20 protein-coding genes are annotated in these 20,274 nt (G+C 34.3%); 9 read left to right on the forward strand and 11 right to left on the reverse strand.

Translation table 11 applies throughout. From position 1 onward, the window contains the following. Window positions 1-8: 8 nt before the first annotated feature. From BLT57_RS13300 to BLT57_RS13315, 4 genes are read right to left on the reverse strand one after another with little or no spacing between them, the layout of a single operon-like run. Complete coding sequence (locus BLT57_RS13300) at window positions 9-335, reverse strand: 2TM domain-containing protein (RefSeq protein ID WP_091426365.1); 327 nt, start codon at window positions 333-335, stop codon at window positions 9-11. A 21-nt stretch (window positions 336-356) separates the two neighbouring features. Beyond that, window positions 357-695, reverse strand: a complete 339-nt coding sequence (locus BLT57_RS13305; protein ID WP_091426366.1) for a 2TM domain-containing protein — start codon at window positions 693-695, stop codon at window positions 357-359. 12 nt (window positions 696-707) lie between these two features. After that, on the reverse strand, window positions 708-2,054 hold the full coding sequence (locus tag BLT57_RS13310; protein WP_091426368.1) for a histidine kinase: 1,347 nt from the start codon (window positions 2,052-2,054) through the stop codon (window positions 708-710). Between the two features lie 6 nt (window positions 2,055-2,060). Then, window positions 2,061-2,687: a M48 family metallopeptidase gene (locus BLT57_RS13315; protein ID WP_091426371.1), complete on the reverse strand. Its 627-nt coding sequence runs from the start codon at window positions 2,685-2,687 to the stop codon at window positions 2,061-2,063. 206 nt (window positions 2,688-2,893) lie between these two features. Between BLT57_RS13315 and BLT57_RS13320 the strand changes: the two genes are divergently transcribed. Together BLT57_RS13320 and BLT57_RS13325 are read left to right on the forward strand one after the other, a co-directional pair. Continuing rightward, entirely contained in the window at window positions 2,894-4,702 is a 1,809-nt protein-coding gene (locus tag BLT57_RS13320; protein ID WP_091426372.1) for a serine hydrolase, read from the forward strand. A 74-nt stretch (window positions 4,703-4,776) separates the two neighbouring features. Further along, complete coding sequence (locus BLT57_RS13325; protein WP_091426374.1) at window positions 4,777-5,154, forward strand: hypothetical protein; 378 nt, start codon at window positions 4,777-4,779, stop codon at window positions 5,152-5,154. Window positions 5,155-5,213: 59 nt separating this feature from the next. Here BLT57_RS13325 and BLT57_RS13330 read toward each other — a convergent pair whose 3' ends face one another. Beyond that, window positions 5,214-6,146, reverse strand: a complete 933-nt coding sequence (locus tag BLT57_RS13330) for a peptidylprolyl isomerase (RefSeq protein ID WP_091426375.1) — start codon at window positions 6,144-6,146, stop codon at window positions 5,214-5,216. Window positions 6,147-6,262: 116 nt separating this feature from the next. Between BLT57_RS13330 and BLT57_RS13335 the strand changes: the two genes are divergently transcribed. Further along, window positions 6,263-6,694: a hypothetical protein gene (locus BLT57_RS13335; RefSeq protein WP_091426378.1), complete on the forward strand. Its 432-nt coding sequence runs from the start codon at window positions 6,263-6,265 to the stop codon at window positions 6,692-6,694. A 23-nt stretch (window positions 6,695-6,717) separates the two neighbouring features. Here the strand turns inward: BLT57_RS13335 and BLT57_RS13340 are convergent, their stop codons facing one another. Further along, on the reverse strand, window positions 6,718-8,919 hold the full coding sequence (locus tag BLT57_RS13340; protein ID WP_091426380.1) for an ATP-dependent DNA helicase RecQ: 2,202 nt from the start codon (window positions 8,917-8,919) through the stop codon (window positions 6,718-6,720). 86 nt (window positions 8,920-9,005) lie between these two features. Between BLT57_RS13340 and BLT57_RS13345 the strand changes: the two genes are divergently transcribed. The 4 genes from BLT57_RS13345 (at window position 9,006) to lptB (ending at window position 11,948) form a co-directional block, all read left to right on the forward strand. Continuing rightward, window positions 9,006-9,971, forward strand: coding sequence for an SIS domain-containing protein (locus tag BLT57_RS13345; protein WP_091426381.1), 966 nt, complete (start codon window positions 9,006-9,008; stop codon window positions 9,969-9,971). After that, on the forward strand, window positions 9,971-10,798 hold the full coding sequence (gene tatC, locus BLT57_RS13350) for a twin-arginine translocase subunit TatC (protein ID WP_091426383.1): 828 nt from the start codon (window positions 9,971-9,973) through the stop codon (window positions 10,796-10,798). The genes BLT57_RS13345 and tatC overlap by 1 nt, the downstream gene beginning before the upstream one ends. Next, window positions 10,791-11,141 carry a carboxymuconolactone decarboxylase family protein gene (locus BLT57_RS13355; RefSeq protein ID WP_091426384.1) on the forward strand — a complete coding sequence of 117 codons (351 nt, stop codon included), beginning with the start codon at window positions 10,791-10,793 and terminating at the stop codon, window positions 11,139-11,141. Before tatC ends, BLT57_RS13355 begins: the two co-directional genes overlap by 8 nt. A gap of 63 nt (window positions 11,142-11,204) precedes the next feature. Further along, window positions 11,205-11,948: an LPS export ABC transporter ATP-binding protein gene (gene lptB, locus BLT57_RS13360; RefSeq protein WP_091426386.1), complete on the forward strand. Its 744-nt coding sequence runs from the start codon at window positions 11,205-11,207 to the stop codon at window positions 11,946-11,948. Here the strand turns inward: lptB and BLT57_RS13365 are convergent, their stop codons facing one another. Both BLT57_RS13365 and BLT57_RS13370 read right to left on the reverse strand, forming a co-directional pair. Beyond that, complete coding sequence (locus BLT57_RS13365) at window positions 11,949-12,845, reverse strand: DUF808 domain-containing protein (protein ID WP_091426387.1); 897 nt, start codon at window positions 12,843-12,845, stop codon at window positions 11,949-11,951. Window positions 12,846-12,871: 26 nt separating this feature from the next. Then, window positions 12,872-13,627 carry a phosphatidylcholine/phosphatidylserine synthase gene (locus tag BLT57_RS13370; protein ID WP_091426390.1) on the reverse strand — a complete coding sequence of 252 codons (756 nt, stop codon included), beginning with the start codon at window positions 13,625-13,627 and terminating at the stop codon, window positions 12,872-12,874. 124 nt (window positions 13,628-13,751) lie between these two features. Between BLT57_RS13370 and BLT57_RS13375 the strand changes: the two genes are divergently transcribed. Further along, the gene (locus BLT57_RS13375) at window positions 13,752-14,816 is read left to right on the forward strand and encodes a PorV/PorQ family protein (RefSeq protein WP_091426843.1); all 1,065 of its coding nucleotides are present in this window, start codon (window positions 13,752-13,754) and stop codon (window positions 14,814-14,816) included. Beyond that, window positions 14,816-16,414 carry an apolipoprotein N-acyltransferase gene (lnt, locus tag BLT57_RS13380; protein ID WP_091426391.1) on the forward strand — a complete coding sequence of 533 codons (1,599 nt, stop codon included), beginning with the start codon at window positions 14,816-14,818 and terminating at the stop codon, window positions 16,412-16,414. Before BLT57_RS13375 ends, lnt begins: the two co-directional genes overlap by 1 nt. 9 nt (window positions 16,415-16,423) lie before the next feature. On the opposite strand, the gene BLT57_RS13385 is transcribed toward lnt, so the two are convergent. Genes BLT57_RS13385 through BLT57_RS13395 form a run of 3 tightly spaced genes read right to left on the reverse strand, consistent with a single transcriptional unit; the run spans window position 16,424 to window position 20,199 of the window. Continuing rightward, complete coding sequence (locus BLT57_RS13385; protein ID WP_091426393.1) at window positions 16,424-17,818, reverse strand: sugar transferase; 1,395 nt, start codon at window positions 17,816-17,818, stop codon at window positions 16,424-16,426. Between the two features lie 55 nt (window positions 17,819-17,873). Beyond that, complete coding sequence (locus BLT57_RS13390) at window positions 17,874-18,884, reverse strand: glycosyltransferase family 4 protein (RefSeq protein WP_091426395.1); 1,011 nt, start codon at window positions 18,882-18,884, stop codon at window positions 17,874-17,876. Continuing rightward, on the reverse strand, window positions 18,835-20,199 hold the full coding sequence (locus tag BLT57_RS13395) for an O-antigen ligase family protein (protein ID WP_231928707.1): 1,365 nt from the start codon (window positions 20,197-20,199) through the stop codon (window positions 18,835-18,837). Before BLT57_RS13395 ends, BLT57_RS13390 begins: the two co-directional genes overlap by 50 nt. Between the last annotated feature and the right edge of the window lie 75 nt (window positions 20,200-20,274).

Here is a 20,274-nt window from a genome sequence, read left to right on the forward strand (position 1 = left end):
GAAAAGCTTTATTCCCAAAACGTGGTTTCTACGTTTTCTTTTTCTTTTAGAATCTTCTCTATTTTTTTATCCTCCCAACTTTTCTTAAAAAGAAGTCTTCCTTTAAAAACAGTCCAACCATGGATACAAATAAAAACAGTCCATAAGACCAAAGTTGAAACATTTATTCCTGTAATATTATCTGTATATGGTCCTTCTTCAAGAATGTAAAAATTATATGAAATAAGTGCAACTACAATAACATATAATACGACATGCAAATAGAAAATTTTAATTCGCTGAACTTTATGCTTAGCTTTTAAAAATCGTTTTTCTTCATCTTTATTTAATTTCATAACTCTAAAATCTTAAGTTGATTATTCCCAATGTTTATCATCTTTCTCCATAATCTCTTTAATTTTGCGCTCTTCCCAATTCTTTCCGAAGAAAAAATCTGGTCCATAAACACCTAGAAAGTGAAAAAAGAGTCCGATTCCCCAAAAGAATGCCGTAGCAAATGTCCCAAAACTCCAGAGTTTCCCTCCATTAGAGACTATCAGAATGATTATAAATAAATTAACAATCACATAAGAAGCAAAATGCCAGTAAAACCCAATAAGTGATTTTACTTTTTTCTGAGCTCTTAAGTAAGCCTCTTCTCTTTCAAAAGCGCTTCGTTTACTATTATTTTCGTAAGGTTCTATATTATTTTCCATTGTATTTGCTCTTTAATTCCAACGTTTTTCCTCTTCTTCTTGCATAAATTTTTCAATTTTACGCTTTTCCCATCCACTGCCTAGTACACCATCATTTACATATACTTTATACGCATGAAATACTAATCCCATTCCCCAACCAAACATTGGAAACCAGAACCATTGTATGGTATTTGGCGTAAATGTATACCAGATAAAAAATAAAAATGGGATAACAAAACAGTAGGAGATTAGGCTGTAATAAAATTCTTTCATCTCTTCTACACGTTTTCGTGCTCTAACGTATGAGTCGTCAAATTTTGATTTTGGTTCGATTGCTTTCATAATTGATACTTGTTTTGTAAGCATTGGTATTGCTACTGCAAAACTTTTTGCTTGTTGATTGATTGATACTGTTTTATTTGATAATAATTTATAGCGTTGCTTGATATTTTCTAATCCTACACCACTACTCTTTTTTACAATTTGTTTCGGCTGAAGGTTATTCTCTACAATCAGCATACCTTCAGATTCATAAATTTTAATATGCAAGGGCTTACTGCTAGTAACCATATTGTGTTTTACTGCATTTTCTAGCAACAATTGTAACGATAATGGTACTACCTTACTTTCTGGATTTGAAGCCTGATCTGGAATTTCAAAAATAATACTGTCTTCAAATCGCATTTTTAAAAGCGACATATAGGTTCTCGCAAAATTGAGCTCTTCATCTACGGTGATTAGATCTTTATTTTTCTGTTCTAAAACGTAGCGATATACTTTTGACAAAGACGTGGTGAACTTTTGCGCATTCTTTGGGTTTTCTTCAATTAAACTTGTCAATACATTTAAGCTATTGAATAAAAAGTGCGGATCTAACTGATTCTTTAAAGCATCAAACTTTGCGCTTGCGGTTCCTGCAATAACCTTTTGCTCTTTTATTTTATTTTTTTGATATCTGTTATAGAAAAATATAATATGAAATACAGAGATAATACTTAAGGTAATCCAAAGTCCGAAAGAATATCCATGCCATGTTTCTCTTCTTATAAATTCTTCAAACGACAAATCATTAAACACTATTGAAATAAATGCTCTTAAAAAAAATAGCCCAATTAATGTAATGATAGTAGCTCCAATGACACCAACAATAATACGTTTTATTGTATCTCCTTTTTTCCATTGACGACGTTCCATATAATCAAAGAACGCCATATTCGAGTATCCTAGAACAAACGTATATAACTGGTAAAACCCAAAATCAATTAAAAACTCATTAACACTGTTAAAATCAAAATCATTTGATAATGCATTTCCAATGACAAATACAATGCATCCAATACTGAACGTAATAATGATATTTTTAAATGATTTTGTCATAATAGTTTATTCTTTACATGATTTCAAAACATCTACTGCTCGTTCTTTTCCCCAATTTGGATGCAGATCGCTTTGTGGTTTAAAGTTAGCAAAAAGTTCTATTGATCGCTCCATTTCTTGGCAATAAGGCTTGGTATCCTGTCCAAAATAGCGTGCACTTCCCATTCCCCATTCTGCTTTACCAAAAGCTACTCTTGGATTTTGAGGATCCAAATTGAAGGCTTTATTATATAGTTCTGAAATTTTACCTGAGTATTTCATACCGTATTTCATACCGTCAAAAGCTACCCAATTGGTAAATACTTGAGCCTGCAGCACTAATAATTCTGGGTTATCATTACTGATACTCACCGCTGTATTTAAGTGCTCTTGTGCTTTATCTAATTGTGCTTTTAAAACCGTTTCATCGGTAATATTCCAGCTTTTTAAACTGTTAATTTGTGCGATGTAGTAATGTGGTAACCATTGTTCTGATTCTGCATTAGCAATGCGTTCGAACATATTTTCTGCCTCATCTGTTTTGTTAGATTGCCAAAGCTCAAATGCTTTCTGCATGCCTGTTTCATAATTGGTTTGTGCAGATGTTACTTGGCTGAAAACAAAGAAAATAAAAATTTTAACTAAGGTTTGCATGATATATTGGTTTAATGCTGAAAAAGGTTCAGCTTGATTGATGAGACAAATATCAAACAGAAGAGCGGTTTTTAAAAAAGGGAATGACCGAATTGTAATTTTTTAAGGATGAATTGAAAAAAAACATTTTTTTAATCAAAAATTAGTAACTTGATAAGACTTTTTACTACTAATTAACAAGATCAATCTTTATTACTTCCGCCATTATGAAAAAATCTATTTTTTTACTGTTCATATTATTTACATCATTATCATTGTCTCAGTCTAATAAACGACTGAAAGGCATTGAAAAACAATTAAATACCATTCTTGATCTGACTAAATCTCCCGGTTTTGCGGTTGCAGTAGTTGAAGGCGATAAAATCGTTTATGCCAAAGGGTTTGGTTATAGTGATTATGAAAACAAAGTCCCCGTTGATGAACATACGTTATTTGCTATTGGGTCATCAACTAAGGCATTTACTTCGGGACTACTAGGTGTCTTGAGAGACGAAGAAAAATTATCATTTGATGATAGTCCGTTAGACTATATTCCTGATTTTAAATTCTATAATAGTGATATGAATAATACCATTATAATTAAAGATTTAATGAGACATAGTACGGGTTTGCCGAGACATGATGCCTCGTGGTATTTTTTCCCTAATAAAGACAAAGACAGTTTACTAATGCGTGTAAAGTATCAGGAACCATTTACGGGAGTGCGACAACAATGGTATTATAATAACTTTATGTTTTTAGCGCAAGGCGTGATTACGGAAAAGATAACTGGAAAAAGTTGGGAAGAGAATATCGAAACGCATTTTTTTAAACCTTTGGGCATGACGCGCTCTAAAACAGATATTGAAGGGATGAAGTCCAGTTCAAATGCAGCGTTTGGTTATGAATTAAAAGATAACACAGAGATTTCAAAAATGGATTATTATGATATTTCTGGGATGGCACCAGCAGGAAGTATTAATAGTAGCGTCAATGACATGAGCAAATGGATTACATTATGGTTACAAAAGGGTAAATACCAAGATCAGCAAATCATTCCAGAAGATTACATTAAAGAGGCCATGAGTTCTCAAATGGTGCTTGCTAGTGGCCTTCCTGATGATAAATATCCTGATATGCACTTCGCCAATTACGGTTATGGTTGGATGTTAGGATCATATAAAGGACATTATCGTGTTGAACACGGAGGAAACATAGATGGTTTCTCAGCAAGTGTCGCCTTTTTCCCTACTGATAATATGGGTATTGTTGTATTAGCTAATCAAAATGGTTCGGCCGTTCCAAGTTTAGTTCGAAATACTATTGCAGATTATATGCTAGAGGTTGACAAAACCGATTGGATTGGACGTTTTAAAGAAAATTTAGAAAAATCATTGAAAGCACAAGATGAAGCAAAAGATGATACAGAAAAATCTAATGTAAAAAATACAAAACCATCCCACATTAAATTAGACTATACCGGTTCTTATCATCATGATGGTTATGGAAAATTCAATGTAATTGTAGAAAATGACACCCTTTTTACCGAGTTGGATGGTGATAAGTTATATTTACATCATTTTCATTATGACACTTTTGAACTTATAGATGTCGTGAAAGGAAAGGTAGATACTTCTGCTATAGGCCAATCCTTAAAAGTAACATTCCTTACCAATGAATCGGGAGATATTTCTGATATGGAATCCACTTTAGAACCTACAGTGGATCCAATCGTTTTTAAACGTACACCGAGCACGATTGATGTAGATAAAGAGACACTAGAAACTTATGTAGGTGATTATAATTTGGCTGGTACCATAATAAAAGTGTATCTCAAAGATGAAAACGTATTGTATCTATTTGTTCAAGGACAACCTGAGTATGAGTTATTAGCTACAGCAAAACACAAGTTTTCTTTTAAAACTTTGGAAGGGTTTAAGGTAGAGTTTGTAGAAGATGACAAAGGTGGCATTATACAATTAAAGGCCATTCAACCTAATGGCACTTTTGTGGCGACTAAGAACCCAAAAGAATAATTACTAAGCATATGTATGAATAAAGCACACAAGAATTATCGGGTATTGAGCGTTCTTACTCTAAATGTCGTATAATGAAAAAGATAGTAGTAGCTACGGGCTTAATTGTTGTACTTATAGTGCTGTTTTATGTAGGTTTACACCTTTTCGGAAGATTTATTTATAATACCCAATCTTGTAAGCAATTCAATATTGATAATATCGAATTAAGGACAGGTGTTGACATTCCTAAAGTAACAACAATTAAATGCGAGTGCATTAACAATAAAAAAGTATCAAAATTTATTATAGATACTGAAAAGGTTGATATAGTAACCTATATAGCCAATAATGACTTTGTGCTTGTTGATGACCTATATATCAAAGAGCATGACAACAAGAACTCCACATATAGAGTTGTTTTTAACAAGCAAACCGCAGAGTTAATTGTCAACCTAACCTATAAAAACTAGATGGATAAAAAACAAAAAAGCACCAATTTGGTGCTTTTTATAGGGTCATAATTTAGTGTTTATTTTACATCCATAAGTTCTACATCGAAAACCAAGGTCGCATTTGGTGGAATAACGCCTCCAGCTCCCGCAGAACCATAACCTAAATCACTAGGAATAACTAAACGGGCTTTATCACCAACGTTTAATAAACAAATACCTTCATCCCATCCTGATATTACCTGACCTACGCCTACTTTAAAATCTAAAGGCGCATTTCTTTTATAAGAAGAATCAAAGACAGTTCCATCAGCTAATTGACCTTTGTAATGAACAGAGACCATTTTACCAGCTACAGCGGGTTTTCCATTTCCTTTTTGTATAATTTGATAACGCAATCCGCTTTCAGTGACTTCAAAACCAGCCGCTAATTTATCTAGCTTAGCTTTCGCCGCCTCACGTTCTTCAGCAACTCGTTTTTCTCTAGCACCTTCAAATGTTCTAAACGCTTCAACAGCATTAAAGTTTTCAGCACTAGAACCCACTCTTACAATTTCTAAAGTTTCGATCTCATCACCTTGCGCAATAGCATCTACTACGTCCTGTCCTTCAACTACCTTTCCAAATACGGTATGGTTATTATCTAACCAAGGCGTTTCAATATGAGTGATAAAAAACTGACTCCCATTAGTTCCTGGTCCTGCATTTGCCATCGACAAAACTCCTGGTGCATCATGTTTTAAATCAGGATGAAACTCATCATCAAACTTGTATCCAGGATTACCAGTTCCTGTCCCTTGAGGACATCCTCCTTGAATCATAAAATCAGGAATGACTCTATGAAACTTTAATCCGTCGTAATATGGTGTTCCTTGTGGTTTTACTTCATTTTCTAAATTTCCTTCAGCTAAAGCAACAAAGTTACCTACGGTACCTGGTGTTTTCTGATATTCTAAAGCGACTAAGATTTCGCCTTTTGTAGTATTAAATTTTGCGTATAAACCGTCTTGCATTGTGTTTTATTTAAATTGAGATGCAAAGATAACAAACTCTTTCAGAAGAGCGAAGTAAGTATCATTATTTGGAATTTGAATTTCTTAAGATTAGTTTTGTTCAAAATAAAAACTAGATGAGCTTCATTACTAAATTAAAATCTGCCCTCGGAAATTCTAAAACAAATACTCCACAAGCCGTTTCTGACACCACGGATGCTATTATCGATGATATAGAGCACGACCCATTTGCAATTTCAGAGAGCAATGTTTTTTATGCTGGATTAAATGAATTAGGAGGTTATTATTTTTTTCAAACGATTATTGTTGGAACTTTAAAGGTCAAATCAAAAAATGGTGGTCAATTAACTATCATAGGAACTGACTTTGAACTACAACTTGATTCTGACTCTATTGAATTTGAATCAGACCCAACAGATGTTAAAGGTAGGAGTATCACAAAAATTGATTTCCAAATTGAGGAGGCTGATGCTGCCAAAATTGATCGTAAAACGGTTACGCAACTAGAACTTGTTTGCAAGAAACATAAACTCATATTTACTGTGTAAATAGAATGAGCACAATCATCATATTAATTGGCGACTTCACTAATAAATTTAATTCGATAGAGTCGTAATTCTTCATCATCGTAATCGCCATCAAATTCTTCAATAGCTACATCAATTTTATCAGTTTCAGACTCCATAAAATAATCATGAATCTCCTCTTGCTGGTCTTCATCTAATACATCCTCTAACCAGTAATCAATGTTTAATTTCGTGCCTGAATAAACGATAGCTTCCATTTCTTTGATAAAGTCTGCCATAGACATGCCTTTTGAAGTAGCAATATCTGTTAATGGCAGTTTTCGGTCAACATTTTGAATGATATACAATTTAATAGCAGAATTAGACCCCGTACTTTTGACTACAAAATCATCAGGTCTTGTAATATCATTATCTTCGACATAGGTCGCAATCAATTCAACAAAGTCCTTTCCGTATTTTTTTGCCTTTCCATCTCCGACACCATGAACATTACTCAGCTCTTCTATGGTGATTGGATATTTAAGTGCCATATCTTCTAATGAGGGATCTTGAAAAATGACAAATGGCGGCACGTCTAAGCGTTTTGCATTGCGTTTTCTTAAATCCTTCAGCATCTTCATAAGAACTTCATCTGCTACTGCTCCCCCACCTTTGGCTGCCGTAATAATACCATCATCTGTACCTTCATCGAACACATGGTCTTCGGTCATCATAAAAGACTTTGGTGATTTCATATATTGTCGTCCTTCTTGAGACAGTCTCAGCACGCCGTATGTTTCAATATCCTTTTTAAGAAAACGGGCAACCAATACTTGACGAATAAGTGCCATCCAATATCTATTATCGCGATCTTTACCTACTCCAAAAAACGGTTGTGTATCTGTTTTGTGAGATGAAATTAAGGCATTTGTTTTCCCTATTAAAACCTGAACTAAATCTTTAGATTTATATTTCTCGTTGGTCTTATCAACCGTCTCTAAGAGAATAGACACTTCTTTTTGTGCCTCGTGTTGTTTTTTAGGGTATCGCACATTATCATCCATTTCACCACCTTCTCCAGTGGCATTGTCAAATTCTTCACCAAAATAATGCAATATAAATTTACGTCTGGATATCGAACTTTCAGCAAATGCAACTACTTCTTGAAGTAATGCTTGACCAATTTCCTGCTCTGCAACAGGTTTTCCAGACATAAATTTTTCTAATTTCTCTATATCTTTATAGGCGTAAAAAGCTAAACAATGACCTTCTCCTCCATCTCTTCCTGCACGACCTGTTTCCTGATAATAACTCTCAATACTTTTTGGAATATCATGATGGATGACAAAACGCACATCTGGTTTATCGATTCCCATACCAAAAGCTATGGTTGCAACCACGACATCACAATCTTCCATTAAAAACATATCCTGATGTCTTACTCTAGTCTTTGGATCTAGACCTGCATGATATGGCACGGCTTTAACGCCATTAACTTGTAACACCTGAGCTAGTTCCTCAACACGTTTTCTACTTAAACAGTAAACTATACCTGATTTCCCTTCATTTTTTTTGACAAAGCGAATAATATCGGCATCTACATTTTTGGTCTTTGGACGAATCTCATAATACAAATTCGGTCTATTAAAGGACGCTTTAAATGTTGTGGCATTTGTAATGTCTAGACTTTTTAAAATATCTTCTTGGACTTTAGGTGTCGCGGTGGCCGTTAACCCAATGATTGGAATATTATCCCCTATACGTTTTATGATATGACGTAAATTTCTGTACTCTGGTCTAAAATCATGTCCCCATTCACTGATACAATGTGCTTCATCAACCGCCATAAATGAGATGGTAACAGACCTCAAAAACTCAACATGCTCCTCTTTAGTCAAAGATTCAGGAGCCACATATAATAGTTTTGTGACACCATTCATGATGTCTTCCTTTACGCGTTTGACTTCTGTTTTATTCAGTGAAGAATTTAAAACGTGTGCAACACCTTCTTCATTAGAGATTCCTCTAATAGCATCTACTTGATTCTTCATTAAGGCAATTAGAGGTGATACAATAATTGCTGTTCCTTCCTTTATCAAAGCTGGTAATTGGTAGCACAATGATTTTCCACCACCAGTAGGCATGATAACAAATACATCCTCACTGTTAACAACACTTTTAATAACGCTTTCTTGTAGTCCTTTAAATTTGGAAAAACCGAAGTATTGTTTTAGTGCAGAATGTATATCAATTTCTTTTATACTCATTAATCCCTATTAGTATTTTTGATACATTTGCATAAGACTAAAGATAACAATTTCTTTATACCCATCAAACTCAAAAAAATTTAATTTTGAACAGTATTCAATCTATCCTAAAAACCGCAAGAAAAACCATAGATTTAGAACGAGATGCTATTGCTAATTTAAGTCATTTGTTAACAGATGACTTCGCAAATGCGGTGTCCTTAATTTATAATTCAAAAGGCCGAGTTATTATTACTGGTATTGGCAAAAGCGCTATCATCGCCAATAAAATTGTAGCAACGCTAAACTCTACTGGAACACCTGCTGTATTTATGCATGCTGCAGATGCCATTCACGGTGATTTAGGATTGATTTTAGAAGATGATGTGGTCATTTGTATTTCTAAAAGCGGTAATACCCCAGAAATAAAAGTTTTAGTACCCTTGATAAAAAATGCCAAAAATAAAATGATTGCTATCACAGGTAATGATTCATCATTTTTAGCACAGCAAGCCAATTATGTGCTGAATGCCTATGTCGCTCAAGAAGCTTGTCCGAATAATTTAGCACCCACCACGAGTACAACAGCTCAATTGGTCTTAGGAGACGCACTTGCGGTATGCTTATTAGAATTACGTGGTTTTTCGAGTAAAGATTTTGCAAAGTATCATCCAGGCGGTGCTTTAGGAAAACGATTATATCTAAGAGTAAGTGATCTCTCCTCAATTAATGAAAAACCAAAAGTAGAGTTGAATACCTCTGCTAAAGATGTGATTGTTGAAATTTCAGAAAAAATGTTAGGCGTTACAGCGGTCGTTGATAATAACAAAATTACGGGTATCATTACCGATGGTGATTTAAGGCGTATGTTAACCAAAAGTGAGAACTTCATCCACCTGATCGCTAAAGATATCATGAGTAGTAATCCAAAGCGAATAGATGAAGATGCTATGGCCATTGATGCTATGGAACTCATGGAAGAACATGGTATTTCACAACTTCTGGTTGAGAAAAATGGAGAATATGCTGGGGTCATTCACATTCATGATTTAATAAAAGAAGGTATTATATAATGGGTAAAAAAAGCACCAATGAAATGTCATTTTTAGATCATCTTGAAGATCTAAGGTGGCATTTAATTAGAATCACAGTGGCTGTATTAGTTTGTGCAACTGTGGCTTTTATCTTTAGTGGATTCATCTTCGAACATATTATTTTTGCTCCTAAACGAATGGATTTCCCTACCTATAAATGGTTATGTCAAGCCTCTCAATTTTTAGGAATAAATGACACTACATTTTGTGCTACTGAATTCCCATTTAAAATTCAAAGCAGACAAATGGCGGGACAATTCTCGGCAGATATTTGGACCTCCATATATTCCGGGTTTGTTATCGCATTCCCTTATGTAATCTATCAGTTTTGGAGCTTTATTAGTCCAGGGCTTCATATTAATGAACGTAGACATTCTAGAGGTTTTATAATAATTACTTCTTTCTTGTTTTTTGTTGGTGTATTATTTGGCTACTATGTTGTATCGCCATTATCCATAAACTTTTTAGCTAATTATAGCGTAAGCATAGAAGTATCAAATGAATTCGATTTAAGTTCATGGGTATCCACCATACGATCTTCATGCTTAGCATCTGGTTTTGTGTTTGAACTCCCTATTATTATTTACTTTTTGACCAAAATTGGATTGGTAACGCCGCAAATCATGAAAAAATATCGAAAATTCGCTCTTGTCCTGGTCTTGATACTATCAGCCATTATAACACCTCCAGACTTAGCAAGCCAGATTATTGTAGCAATTCCCATATTGATTCTATATCAAGTGAGTATTTATATCTCAAAAGTTGTAATTAGAAACCAAAACAAAAAACAAAAAGCACATGTCTGATATTGTTTCCGAATTTAATGCCTATCGTTCAAAAATGAATGACGCTATTTTAGCTGACAACAATAAAATTATTAAGCGCATCTTTAATCTTGATACTAATGCCTTTGCTGAAGGTGGCGCCTTAGATAAAAAAACAAAAGAACTCCTAGGTCTTGTTGCTTCAACAGTATTGCGTTGTGATGATTGTATCAAATACCACCTAGAAGCTAGTTATAACGCAGGATTAAAAAGAGAAGAGGTTGTCGAAGCGTTGGGCATTGCCACTTTGGTTGGTGGTACTATTGTTATTCCGCATCTGCGAAGAGCTTACGAATTTTGGGACGCACTAGAACAACAGCGTTAAACTTTTAATAAAGGAAGAACGACTCGTTCTGATTTTGCTATTTTAGCTTATATTTCATCAGTTATGAAAACACTTAGAGCCGACAATTTAATGAAGTCCTATAACGGACGAAAAGTAGTTAAAGATGTATCTTTAGAAGTCAAACAAGGAGAAATCGTAGGTTTATTGGGGCCTAATGGTGCTGGAAAAACCACATCCTTTTATATGATTGTGGGTCTTATCAAACCTAATGGTGGAAATATTTATCTCGACGATACCGAAATCACGAGTTTTCCAATGTATAAACGTGCTCAAAACGGCATTGGCTATCTAGCTCAAGAAGCTTCAGTATTTAGAAAACTGAGTATTGAAGATAATATTTTGAGTGTATTACAAATGACGAAACTGAGCAAGAAGGAACAGCAGGATAAAATGGAATCCCTCATTGAAGAGTTTAGCTTAGGGCACATCAGAAAAAGCCGAGGTGATTTACTTTCTGGTGGTGAACGACGTCGAACTGAAATTGCTCGTGCTCTCGCTACAGATCCTGATTTCATTTTATTAGATGAACCCTTCGCTGGTGTGGATCCCGTTGCAGTCGAGGATATCCAACGTATCATCGCCCAATTGACAAAAAAGAATATTGGGATTCTTATTACAGATCATAACGTACAAGAAACTTTAGCGATTACAGACCGAACGTACTTAATGTTTGAAGGTAGCATTCTTAAAGCTGGAAAACCTGAAGAACTCGCAAGTGACGACATGGTGCGAAAGGTATATCTAGGTCAGAACTTTGAGTTGCGTAAGAAAAAGTTGGAGTTCTAATTAGTCCGACTTAACCAAGGTTTTATTAAATAACATACGGTAAAGTTTCTTCAAAAGTTTAACTGCTAAAAGCGTTATGGCTCCAACTAACAAGCCCACAATAAAATCTCGCAATATTGATGGGATTTCTTCCAAGAAATGATGTAAAAATTCTACGTTATGTACAAATATGCCACCAGCAACCAAAAGCAAGGCTAACGTTCCAATAACGGATAAACTCTTAATTATTTTTGGCAAGGCGTTCACTAAAACGGTTCCAATAGAGTAAGAAATTCCTTTTTTGCCATTACTCATTTTAATTAATCGAAATCCTAGATCATCCATTCTAACAATGAGTGCTACAATCCCATAGACTCCTGCAGTGGCTATGACAGCAACTATAGAAACGACTATAATTTGAAATAACAACTCTTTTCCAACTACAGTTCCTAAAGCAATAATTATAATTTCTACTGAAAGTATAAAATCGGTTACTATTGCTGATTTTATTTTTGACTTTTCTAAGGTTAAAAGTTCTTCTTTAGAAAAATCTTCTTTTAATTTAACGACCTCTTCATGATGATGTGGCACAAGATATTCGTAAATTTTTTCTGCTCCTTCATAAGCTAAATAAACGCCCCCTAGCACAAGAATCACAATTACTGCCCATGGCAAAAACGCACTCAATAAAAATGCTAAAGGTAAAATAATCAACTTATTTAGCATCGAACCTTTGGTTATAGCCCAAAGTACAGGAATCTCTCTTGATGACACAAAGCCAGAAGCTTTTTCTGCATTCACAGCCAAATCATCGCCCAAAATACCTGCCGTTTTTTTTGTGGTTATTTTACTCATTGCAGCAACATCGTCCATGAGTGCTCCAATATCATCTAATAATGCAAAAAATCCTGATGCCATTACTTGTAATTAAATGTTTGAATAAATTATTTAGATGTTGTGCTTTTAAGTACCGATAGTACAATATAGAGTAACATAATTAAAGGGATTGCTATAAAATGAAATAGTATCATTAACAGTATACTCGATACGATTAATGCATATCGAAATTTATTATCTAAAAACCCATAGTTTTTAAATTTTAAGGCAAGTAATTTTATATTTGAGTTCAACAAATAACAACTCACTAGAGTTAACCCTATTAAAAACCACTCATTCAATATTAAATGAGTCGCTAAATTATTATTGTGAAACTCTATAATCAAGGGCAACGACAAGATAAGTAAGGCATTGGCAGGTGTTGGCAGACCTTTAAAATAACTTTGCTGATCTTCATCAATATTGAATTTAGCCAAACGATACGCAGAAGCCAAGGTAATACACAAACCAATAAGCGTTATTGGTTCAATGTGCAAGTCACTAAAGCTGAATTTTGAGCTCCATTCCTTTTGAGTCACTATTTCTGGAGCACCTATACTCAATGCAATCAGTTTATACATAACAATACCAGGCACCAACCCACTGGTTACCATATCTGCTAACGAATCCAACTGCACACCCAAAGCACTTTGTACCTTGAGTTTTCTCGCCAATAAACCATCGAAAAAATCAAAGAAAATACCCAGAAACACAAAAGCTGAGGCTGCAATAAAATTATTATGTACAGCGAACACGACGGCAATACTTCCGCTCAATAAATTAAGAAGTGTTACAAAATTTGGAATGTATTTTTTTATGGACATACATTAGATTTGTGTAAAAATAGCAAACTATTTACGACTATTCCAAAACATGTGCAATATCTAAGGTCTTTTACAGTTTAATAGATGAAAAATAATGTGCATCTTTGTAAAAAAAATTTTGCTGTTGAAAAAGTACATTTTCATTGTCTCCACTTTGATTACTTTTCTGTGTACTGCTCAAACTAAATATTCGAATGAATTTTTGAATATTGGTGTCGATGCAGCTGCCCTAGGAATGAGTAATAGCGTGGTTTCTCACTCTGCCGACGTAAATTCTGGATATTGGAATCCGGCTGGTTTAGTCAATATTGAAGATAACCAGTTAGCCCTATTACATTCTAATTACTTTGCGAATATTGCAAACTACAATTACATTGCATTTGCCAAGCCTCTTGATGATAGAAGTGCTATCGGAATATCACTTATTAGATTTGGTGTTGATGATATTTTAGACACCACCCAATTGATTGATGATCAAGGAACCATTAATTACGACCGTATTAGTTTGTTTTCTACAGCAGATTATGCCTTAACCTTTTCCTATGCAAGAAGGTTACCGCTTGACGGATTAAGCTATGGTGTAAATGCGAAGGTCGTTCGACGTATTATAGGAGATTTTGCAAATTCCTGGGGATTTGGTTTAGATGCTGGTATTCAGTTTGAGACGAAGAATGATTGGAAATTTGGGATTATGGCGAGAGATATAACAACCACATTTAATGCCTGGTCATTTGACGATGACAAATTAGCAACCATACAAAATGCTATTGAAGGACAAAACCAAACGGTTCCTGAAAGTACAGAACTTACCATTCCGAAGTTACAAATAGGTATGTCTAAAAAGTTCATATTTAATTATGATTATTCTTTGTTGACCTCACTCGATCTTAATGTAAGATTCGAACAAAATAATGATGTCATTTCAACCTCTTTTGCCAGTGTAAATCCTGCACTAGGTTTTGAATTTGGCTATACAGATCTAGTATTTTTAAGAGGTGGCCTTGGAAATTTTCAAAATGAACTACAAATTGATAATTCAGAAGACTTAACGTTTCAACCTAGTTTAGGTCTTGGATTTAAATATAGAGGTATTCAAATAGATTATGCATTCACTGATATTGGAGACCAAAGTGCAGCCTTATACTCTAATGTGTTCTCTTTAAAACTCGATTTTAGTATCTTTAGATAGTGAACCGAACCTTACTCGCCTTAGTTTCAGGAATAATATTAGCACTAGCATGGCCTAGCTATGGTTTTCCTATATTGCTATTCTTTGCATTTGTACCATTGCTTATGGCTGAAAGGGAACTTCGATTATCTGAAGTAAAACGAAAGGGGCTTCAACTATTTGGTTTATCATATCTCGCGTTTTTTATCTGGAATATCATTACTACAAGCTGGCTCAGACATGCAGATATTTTTGGCGCAAGTTTTGCTGTATTTGTCAACTCGGGATTGATGGCTTTACTCATGCTGCTTTATCATAAATATGCTAAAAGACAGTCCCAAAACCGTGCCTTATTATTTCTTGTTGCACTATGGATTAGTTTTGAAAAACTCCATCTAGAATGGGAGTTTTCATGGCCTTGGTTAAACTTAGGTAACGGCTTTTCAGAATATATTACTTGGATTCAATGGTACGAATACACAGGCACCTTTGGTGGCACACTTTGGGTATGGCTTTTAAATATATTGATTTTTAAGGGTATTTTATCGTATCAAAAAGAACGCTCAAAAGCTCGACTAAAATCTTTACTTCTAAAAAGCAGCCTACTTATTCTATTTCCTATTCTCATTTCATTAAGTATATACTACTCTTATTCACATGAAGGCGAAAAAATAAATGTGATTGCCTTACAACCTAATATTGACCCTTATTCTGAAAAATATGCGGCAACTAATATTAAGTTTTCAGATCTGTTTATCGAACTGAGCAACACAAAAATTACAGATTCTACAGATTTTATTGTGGCACCTGAAACTTTTTTTGCAGAGAGTACCTATATTAATCGGTTTGACAATTCATTATTAAAAAACAGGTTGGAACGCTATGTGAGCCAACATCCCAATATCAATTTAATTACCGGAATTTCATTTGTTGACTTCTTTAAAGATCCTAAACGTATTCGAAAGGAAACTAATACCTACAAATACCAACCAAACACTTGGTATGATGATTACAATTCGGCCATTTTTATCAATACGTCCGATTCTGTTGCTAAATACCACAAATCAAAATTAGTAGTTGGTGTAGAGAACTTTCCGTATCAAGGCATTTTAAAGCCATTAATTGGCGATGCTATGATAGATTTAGGCGGTACGGTAGCTATGAAAACTACTCAAAATTACAGAGGTGTTTTTACGTCGTCAAATTCAAAATTTAAAGTAGGGCCAATCATTTGTTACGAATCTGTTTATGGTGAATTTGTAACAGGATATATTAGAAACGATGCCAATTTTTTAGCAATTATTACCAATGATGCCTGGTGGAATGAAACACAAGGTCATAAACAACATCTCAGTTATGCACGATTAAGAGCTGTAGAGACCAGACGAGATATCGTAAGAAGCGCAAATACTGGGATTTCAGCTATTATTAATGCAAAAGGTGACATCACTACACAATTGGGCTATAACCAAAAAGGAGCCTTATCTGGTCAACTCATATCGAATGATAAAATAACCTTTTATGTCTTAGCTGGAGATTATATCGCTCGAATAAGCATTTTTGTTTTGGTGTTTGTGTTTTTGATTGGGTTCTTCCGAAGACAGCGAGAAACTCTATAAAAATACTACTCATTGACCTCTGTAATATAAAATGGTACTGAGGGTTTTGACTATAATATTTAAATCCAGAAAAATACCGCGATGCTTGATATAAAACAAGTCGTACTGGAGTTTGGTTAGACTATCATCAACTGAAGAACCATATCTTGTTTTTACCTGTGCCCAGCCAGTTAGTCCGGGTTTGATAATATGACGTGTTTCATAAAATGGAATAATACGAGATAATTCATTTACAAAAAACGGTCGTTCTGGTCTCGGACCAATAATACTCATTTCACCACGAATCACATTTATAAATTGTGGAATTTCATCGAGTCGGGAACGTCTTAAAAAGGTACCAAACTTCGTAATTCGAACATCATTTTTTTGTGCCCATTTTGCGCCATCTTTTTCAGCATTTACAATCATACTTCTAAGTTTCACAATTTCAAAGGGCTTTCCATTTTGACCCACACGTTCTTGCGTATAAAAAAGCGGTCCTTTATTACCTATGAGATTACCTAAAAGAATAAATGGAAGAATACAAAGCCCAAAACATAATCCTAATACTGAAAACACAATATCAAATGCTCTATGAAAAAATAGATACAGTGTATTTTGATTACTTCTGCTAAATGGAAAATATTTATAAAAATCCTTACCTATAAACTGAATAGGTACACGATAGGTTAATTCTTCATAAACCTGAGTGTACTCTCTAATTGTAAAGCCTTGATCTAGAAGATTAATTAAGTCATGATATATTTCTGATGTTATGGTTTCAGAATTATAACTAGCAACCAACACTTCAGATATTTTTTCCTTCCGAATAACATCCATGAGTTCGTTGGGTTCAAACTCTTTTAAGCCTTTAAATTTAATCGGCGATTCAGATTCAGATTCACAATTGATAAATCCAACAATTTTATAATTTGGATCCGATTGATTTAAGGGTTTTATGATGTTCTCTATATTAGATATTTCACCCACTAATAGGACCTTTTTATAAAATCGAGGCGTGGAAATAAAAGCAATATAAGCCCATCTCCACAAAAAAATCATCACAATTATTGTGAGATAAAACAAAACAATTTGCAGCCTTTGTTCGGGTAAAAAGGGAGTAAGTACCGGTGTTAAAAGATAAAATAAAACAGTGACTGATACGGTCAAAACGATATTTCTAAAGGTCACATCCAATTTACTGGATTTTTGAAGATCATAAATTTCGAAAATCGTCCCAAAAACGGTGATATAAATAACCAATACTGCTAAAGGAATTACATTATCTCTGTTAATGGTCAGGTACTCAAAATTAAAAAACAGCTCTAATGTGTAAATACCAATAAAAACAAAAACGATATCTAATAGACGTAAGAGTACTTTTCGTTCTGATACTTCAAAGTGAATGTCCTTTTTTCTAGCCATTTTATAACGCTTATGTTGTAAATATAACAAGTTAAGATGAACTAGTCCAATTATACTATTTTAAAATATTCAACCACTGATTTTTGATTAAGCTCCAATCAAATTGCTCTACTTTTTCTCTCGCATTTTTAATGATTCGTAATCTTTTTTCATGATTCACAAAAAGTTCTGAAATCGCTTTTGCCATGGCTTCAACATCATTTGGCTCAACCAATAAACCATTAGTCTCATGATCAATAAGGTAAGGTAAGCCACCAACATTAGTCGATACTACTGGTAGACCCAGCGCCATGGCTTCGATAACGCTTAAAGGCATATTGTCAAAATTTGTAGTATTGATGAATACATTATAATCTGCTGAGAGGGCAATCCATGCTTCTTTAGTGAGTTTACCTGTAAATTTCACTTCTAATTTTAAATCTGCCGCCATCTGTTTGACTTCTGCTAAACTCCCATCTGAATCTGGACCTACCATACAGAGCTGGACTTTGGGATAGGATGATTTTAATTGATCTAAAACATGAACTGCAAGTTTTGGGTTATAAATTTTTGAGAAGGATCGTACCCATAGTAGTCTCGGACTGTCATAGGTTGTATCGCACACCTTATAATGAGCTATTTGTAAGCTATTAGGAATATATTTAAGATTAGAAAAACCGTGACGTTCAAAAGCTTCTTTAAGATAGAGAGATGGCGCTATATTATACTTAGCATTTTTAAAAATCAGGCGACTCATTTTGGGAGATGATATGAGTCGTTTTGGAAGATTTCCACCGTGCAAAATGGGATAAAATGTTAGTTTAAAGATACGGCATAACTGACTAATTACTAAGGCGTAATAGAAATTTTGAGTACTGTAAGTATCTATTAATACAGCATCAACCTTAGCTCTTAATACCACTACTTTTCTTATCATATCCAAAAGACGCAACACTTTGTTGTTATAACTGGATGCATAATACATTGTGATACCTTCTTTAGACAACAAAGGCCCTAGCACATCAATGTATGAGATGTTATGCTTGGATGCGTGCAGTTGGTTTCCTATGTACAGGACGTTTTTCATAAGTCACATTTAAAAGTGTAAGAGCATAAATAAAAGCTGGCGCAGCGATGCGCATTGATGAGTGATTTATCGTAGCAAACCAAAAACACAGGAAAGCATAGAAGTAATAATTACGTTTATTTTGGGACCTTAAATCTAAGGGTTTGAAAATTAGAATCAAGATAATGATAATCCCAAAAATTCCATGTTCAGCAAGTAATCGGCTAATCTCACTATGTGAGGTAACCCCTTGACCTTCCAATTCTATTCGTTGATCTTTAGCTCTACTCGATCCTATTCCGAAGAAAGGATTAGAAATAAACCCATCTAGTTCTTCCTGGAACAACTTTTTACGACCGGTAGTAACATCGCCTTTTTCTCTTCCAAGATGATCTTTATTAGCATAACGCAAATCAATAAAACCATCTGTTTGCTTAGATGTTATTACCCATGTTACAGCCACACACAAACTAAAAAACACAAATAACGCGAGTATTTCATTCTTTTTTCTTCGAGATACTTTTAGGTAATAAATACCTAGGAAGGCTATAATAGCGATAATAGCTGTAATGACCCCACCACGACTAAAGGTGACCATGGCACGGAAAGCTATGGCTGAAAAGATAGTTAGATTTAAAATTTTCATTCCAATAGATGGCGATTTTGTAAACAATCGAACGACAACAACAAACATACCTAAACCCAAAACAGTTGCCACCTGATTGGCTCCCCAACCCCCTGAGGCTGATCTATTAGAACCTGTACTCGATAACACGTCACGAACACTTGGGTTATAAAAAAAGATATATATGGTATGGGTAATTATAGGCAAAAGTATATACAACAATAATGTATTCAGTTGCTTTATAGACACCTTTTTATCATAGCAAAATAACGCCGCAGCACCTAAGCAAATAGGTCCGCTTAACACAAAGGCTATATTAGTTCTAAAATTAGCATCAAAGCTCAAGGTCGTAGATGCCACAAATATAGAAGGTATTAATAGCATAATGTAGATAAAATACGGATAACCCCTGCCAGATATGCCTTTGTAAAACATACCCATTATCATAAATAAAATAACCAGATACTTACCAGCCTCATAAGAGATAGAACCTTTGGTCATTCGTAAGAATACCTCAGCTCCAACAAAATATGCACACGCCTTCAAGATTTCAAAGGTTTTTAGGTGATTTGGCGATTGAAGGATACGATATAAAAAGAATCCCAAAGCGAGCAAAAAATACACTTTCGCTAACGATTCATTGAAATAAACAACCATGCCTATGAACATATGTAACGCAATGGCACTTATATAGGTAATATTCGTTTTCAAGAAGAGGTTTTTGAGCTTGTTATGATTTGGCTAAAGATAATATATCTTAAGTGATGCACAAGTCCATAATACATA

Source organism: Formosa sp. Hel1_31_208 (genome assembly GCF_900104785.1).
Classification (GTDB): Bacteria; Bacteroidota; Bacteroidia; order Flavobacteriales; family Flavobacteriaceae; genus Psychroserpens.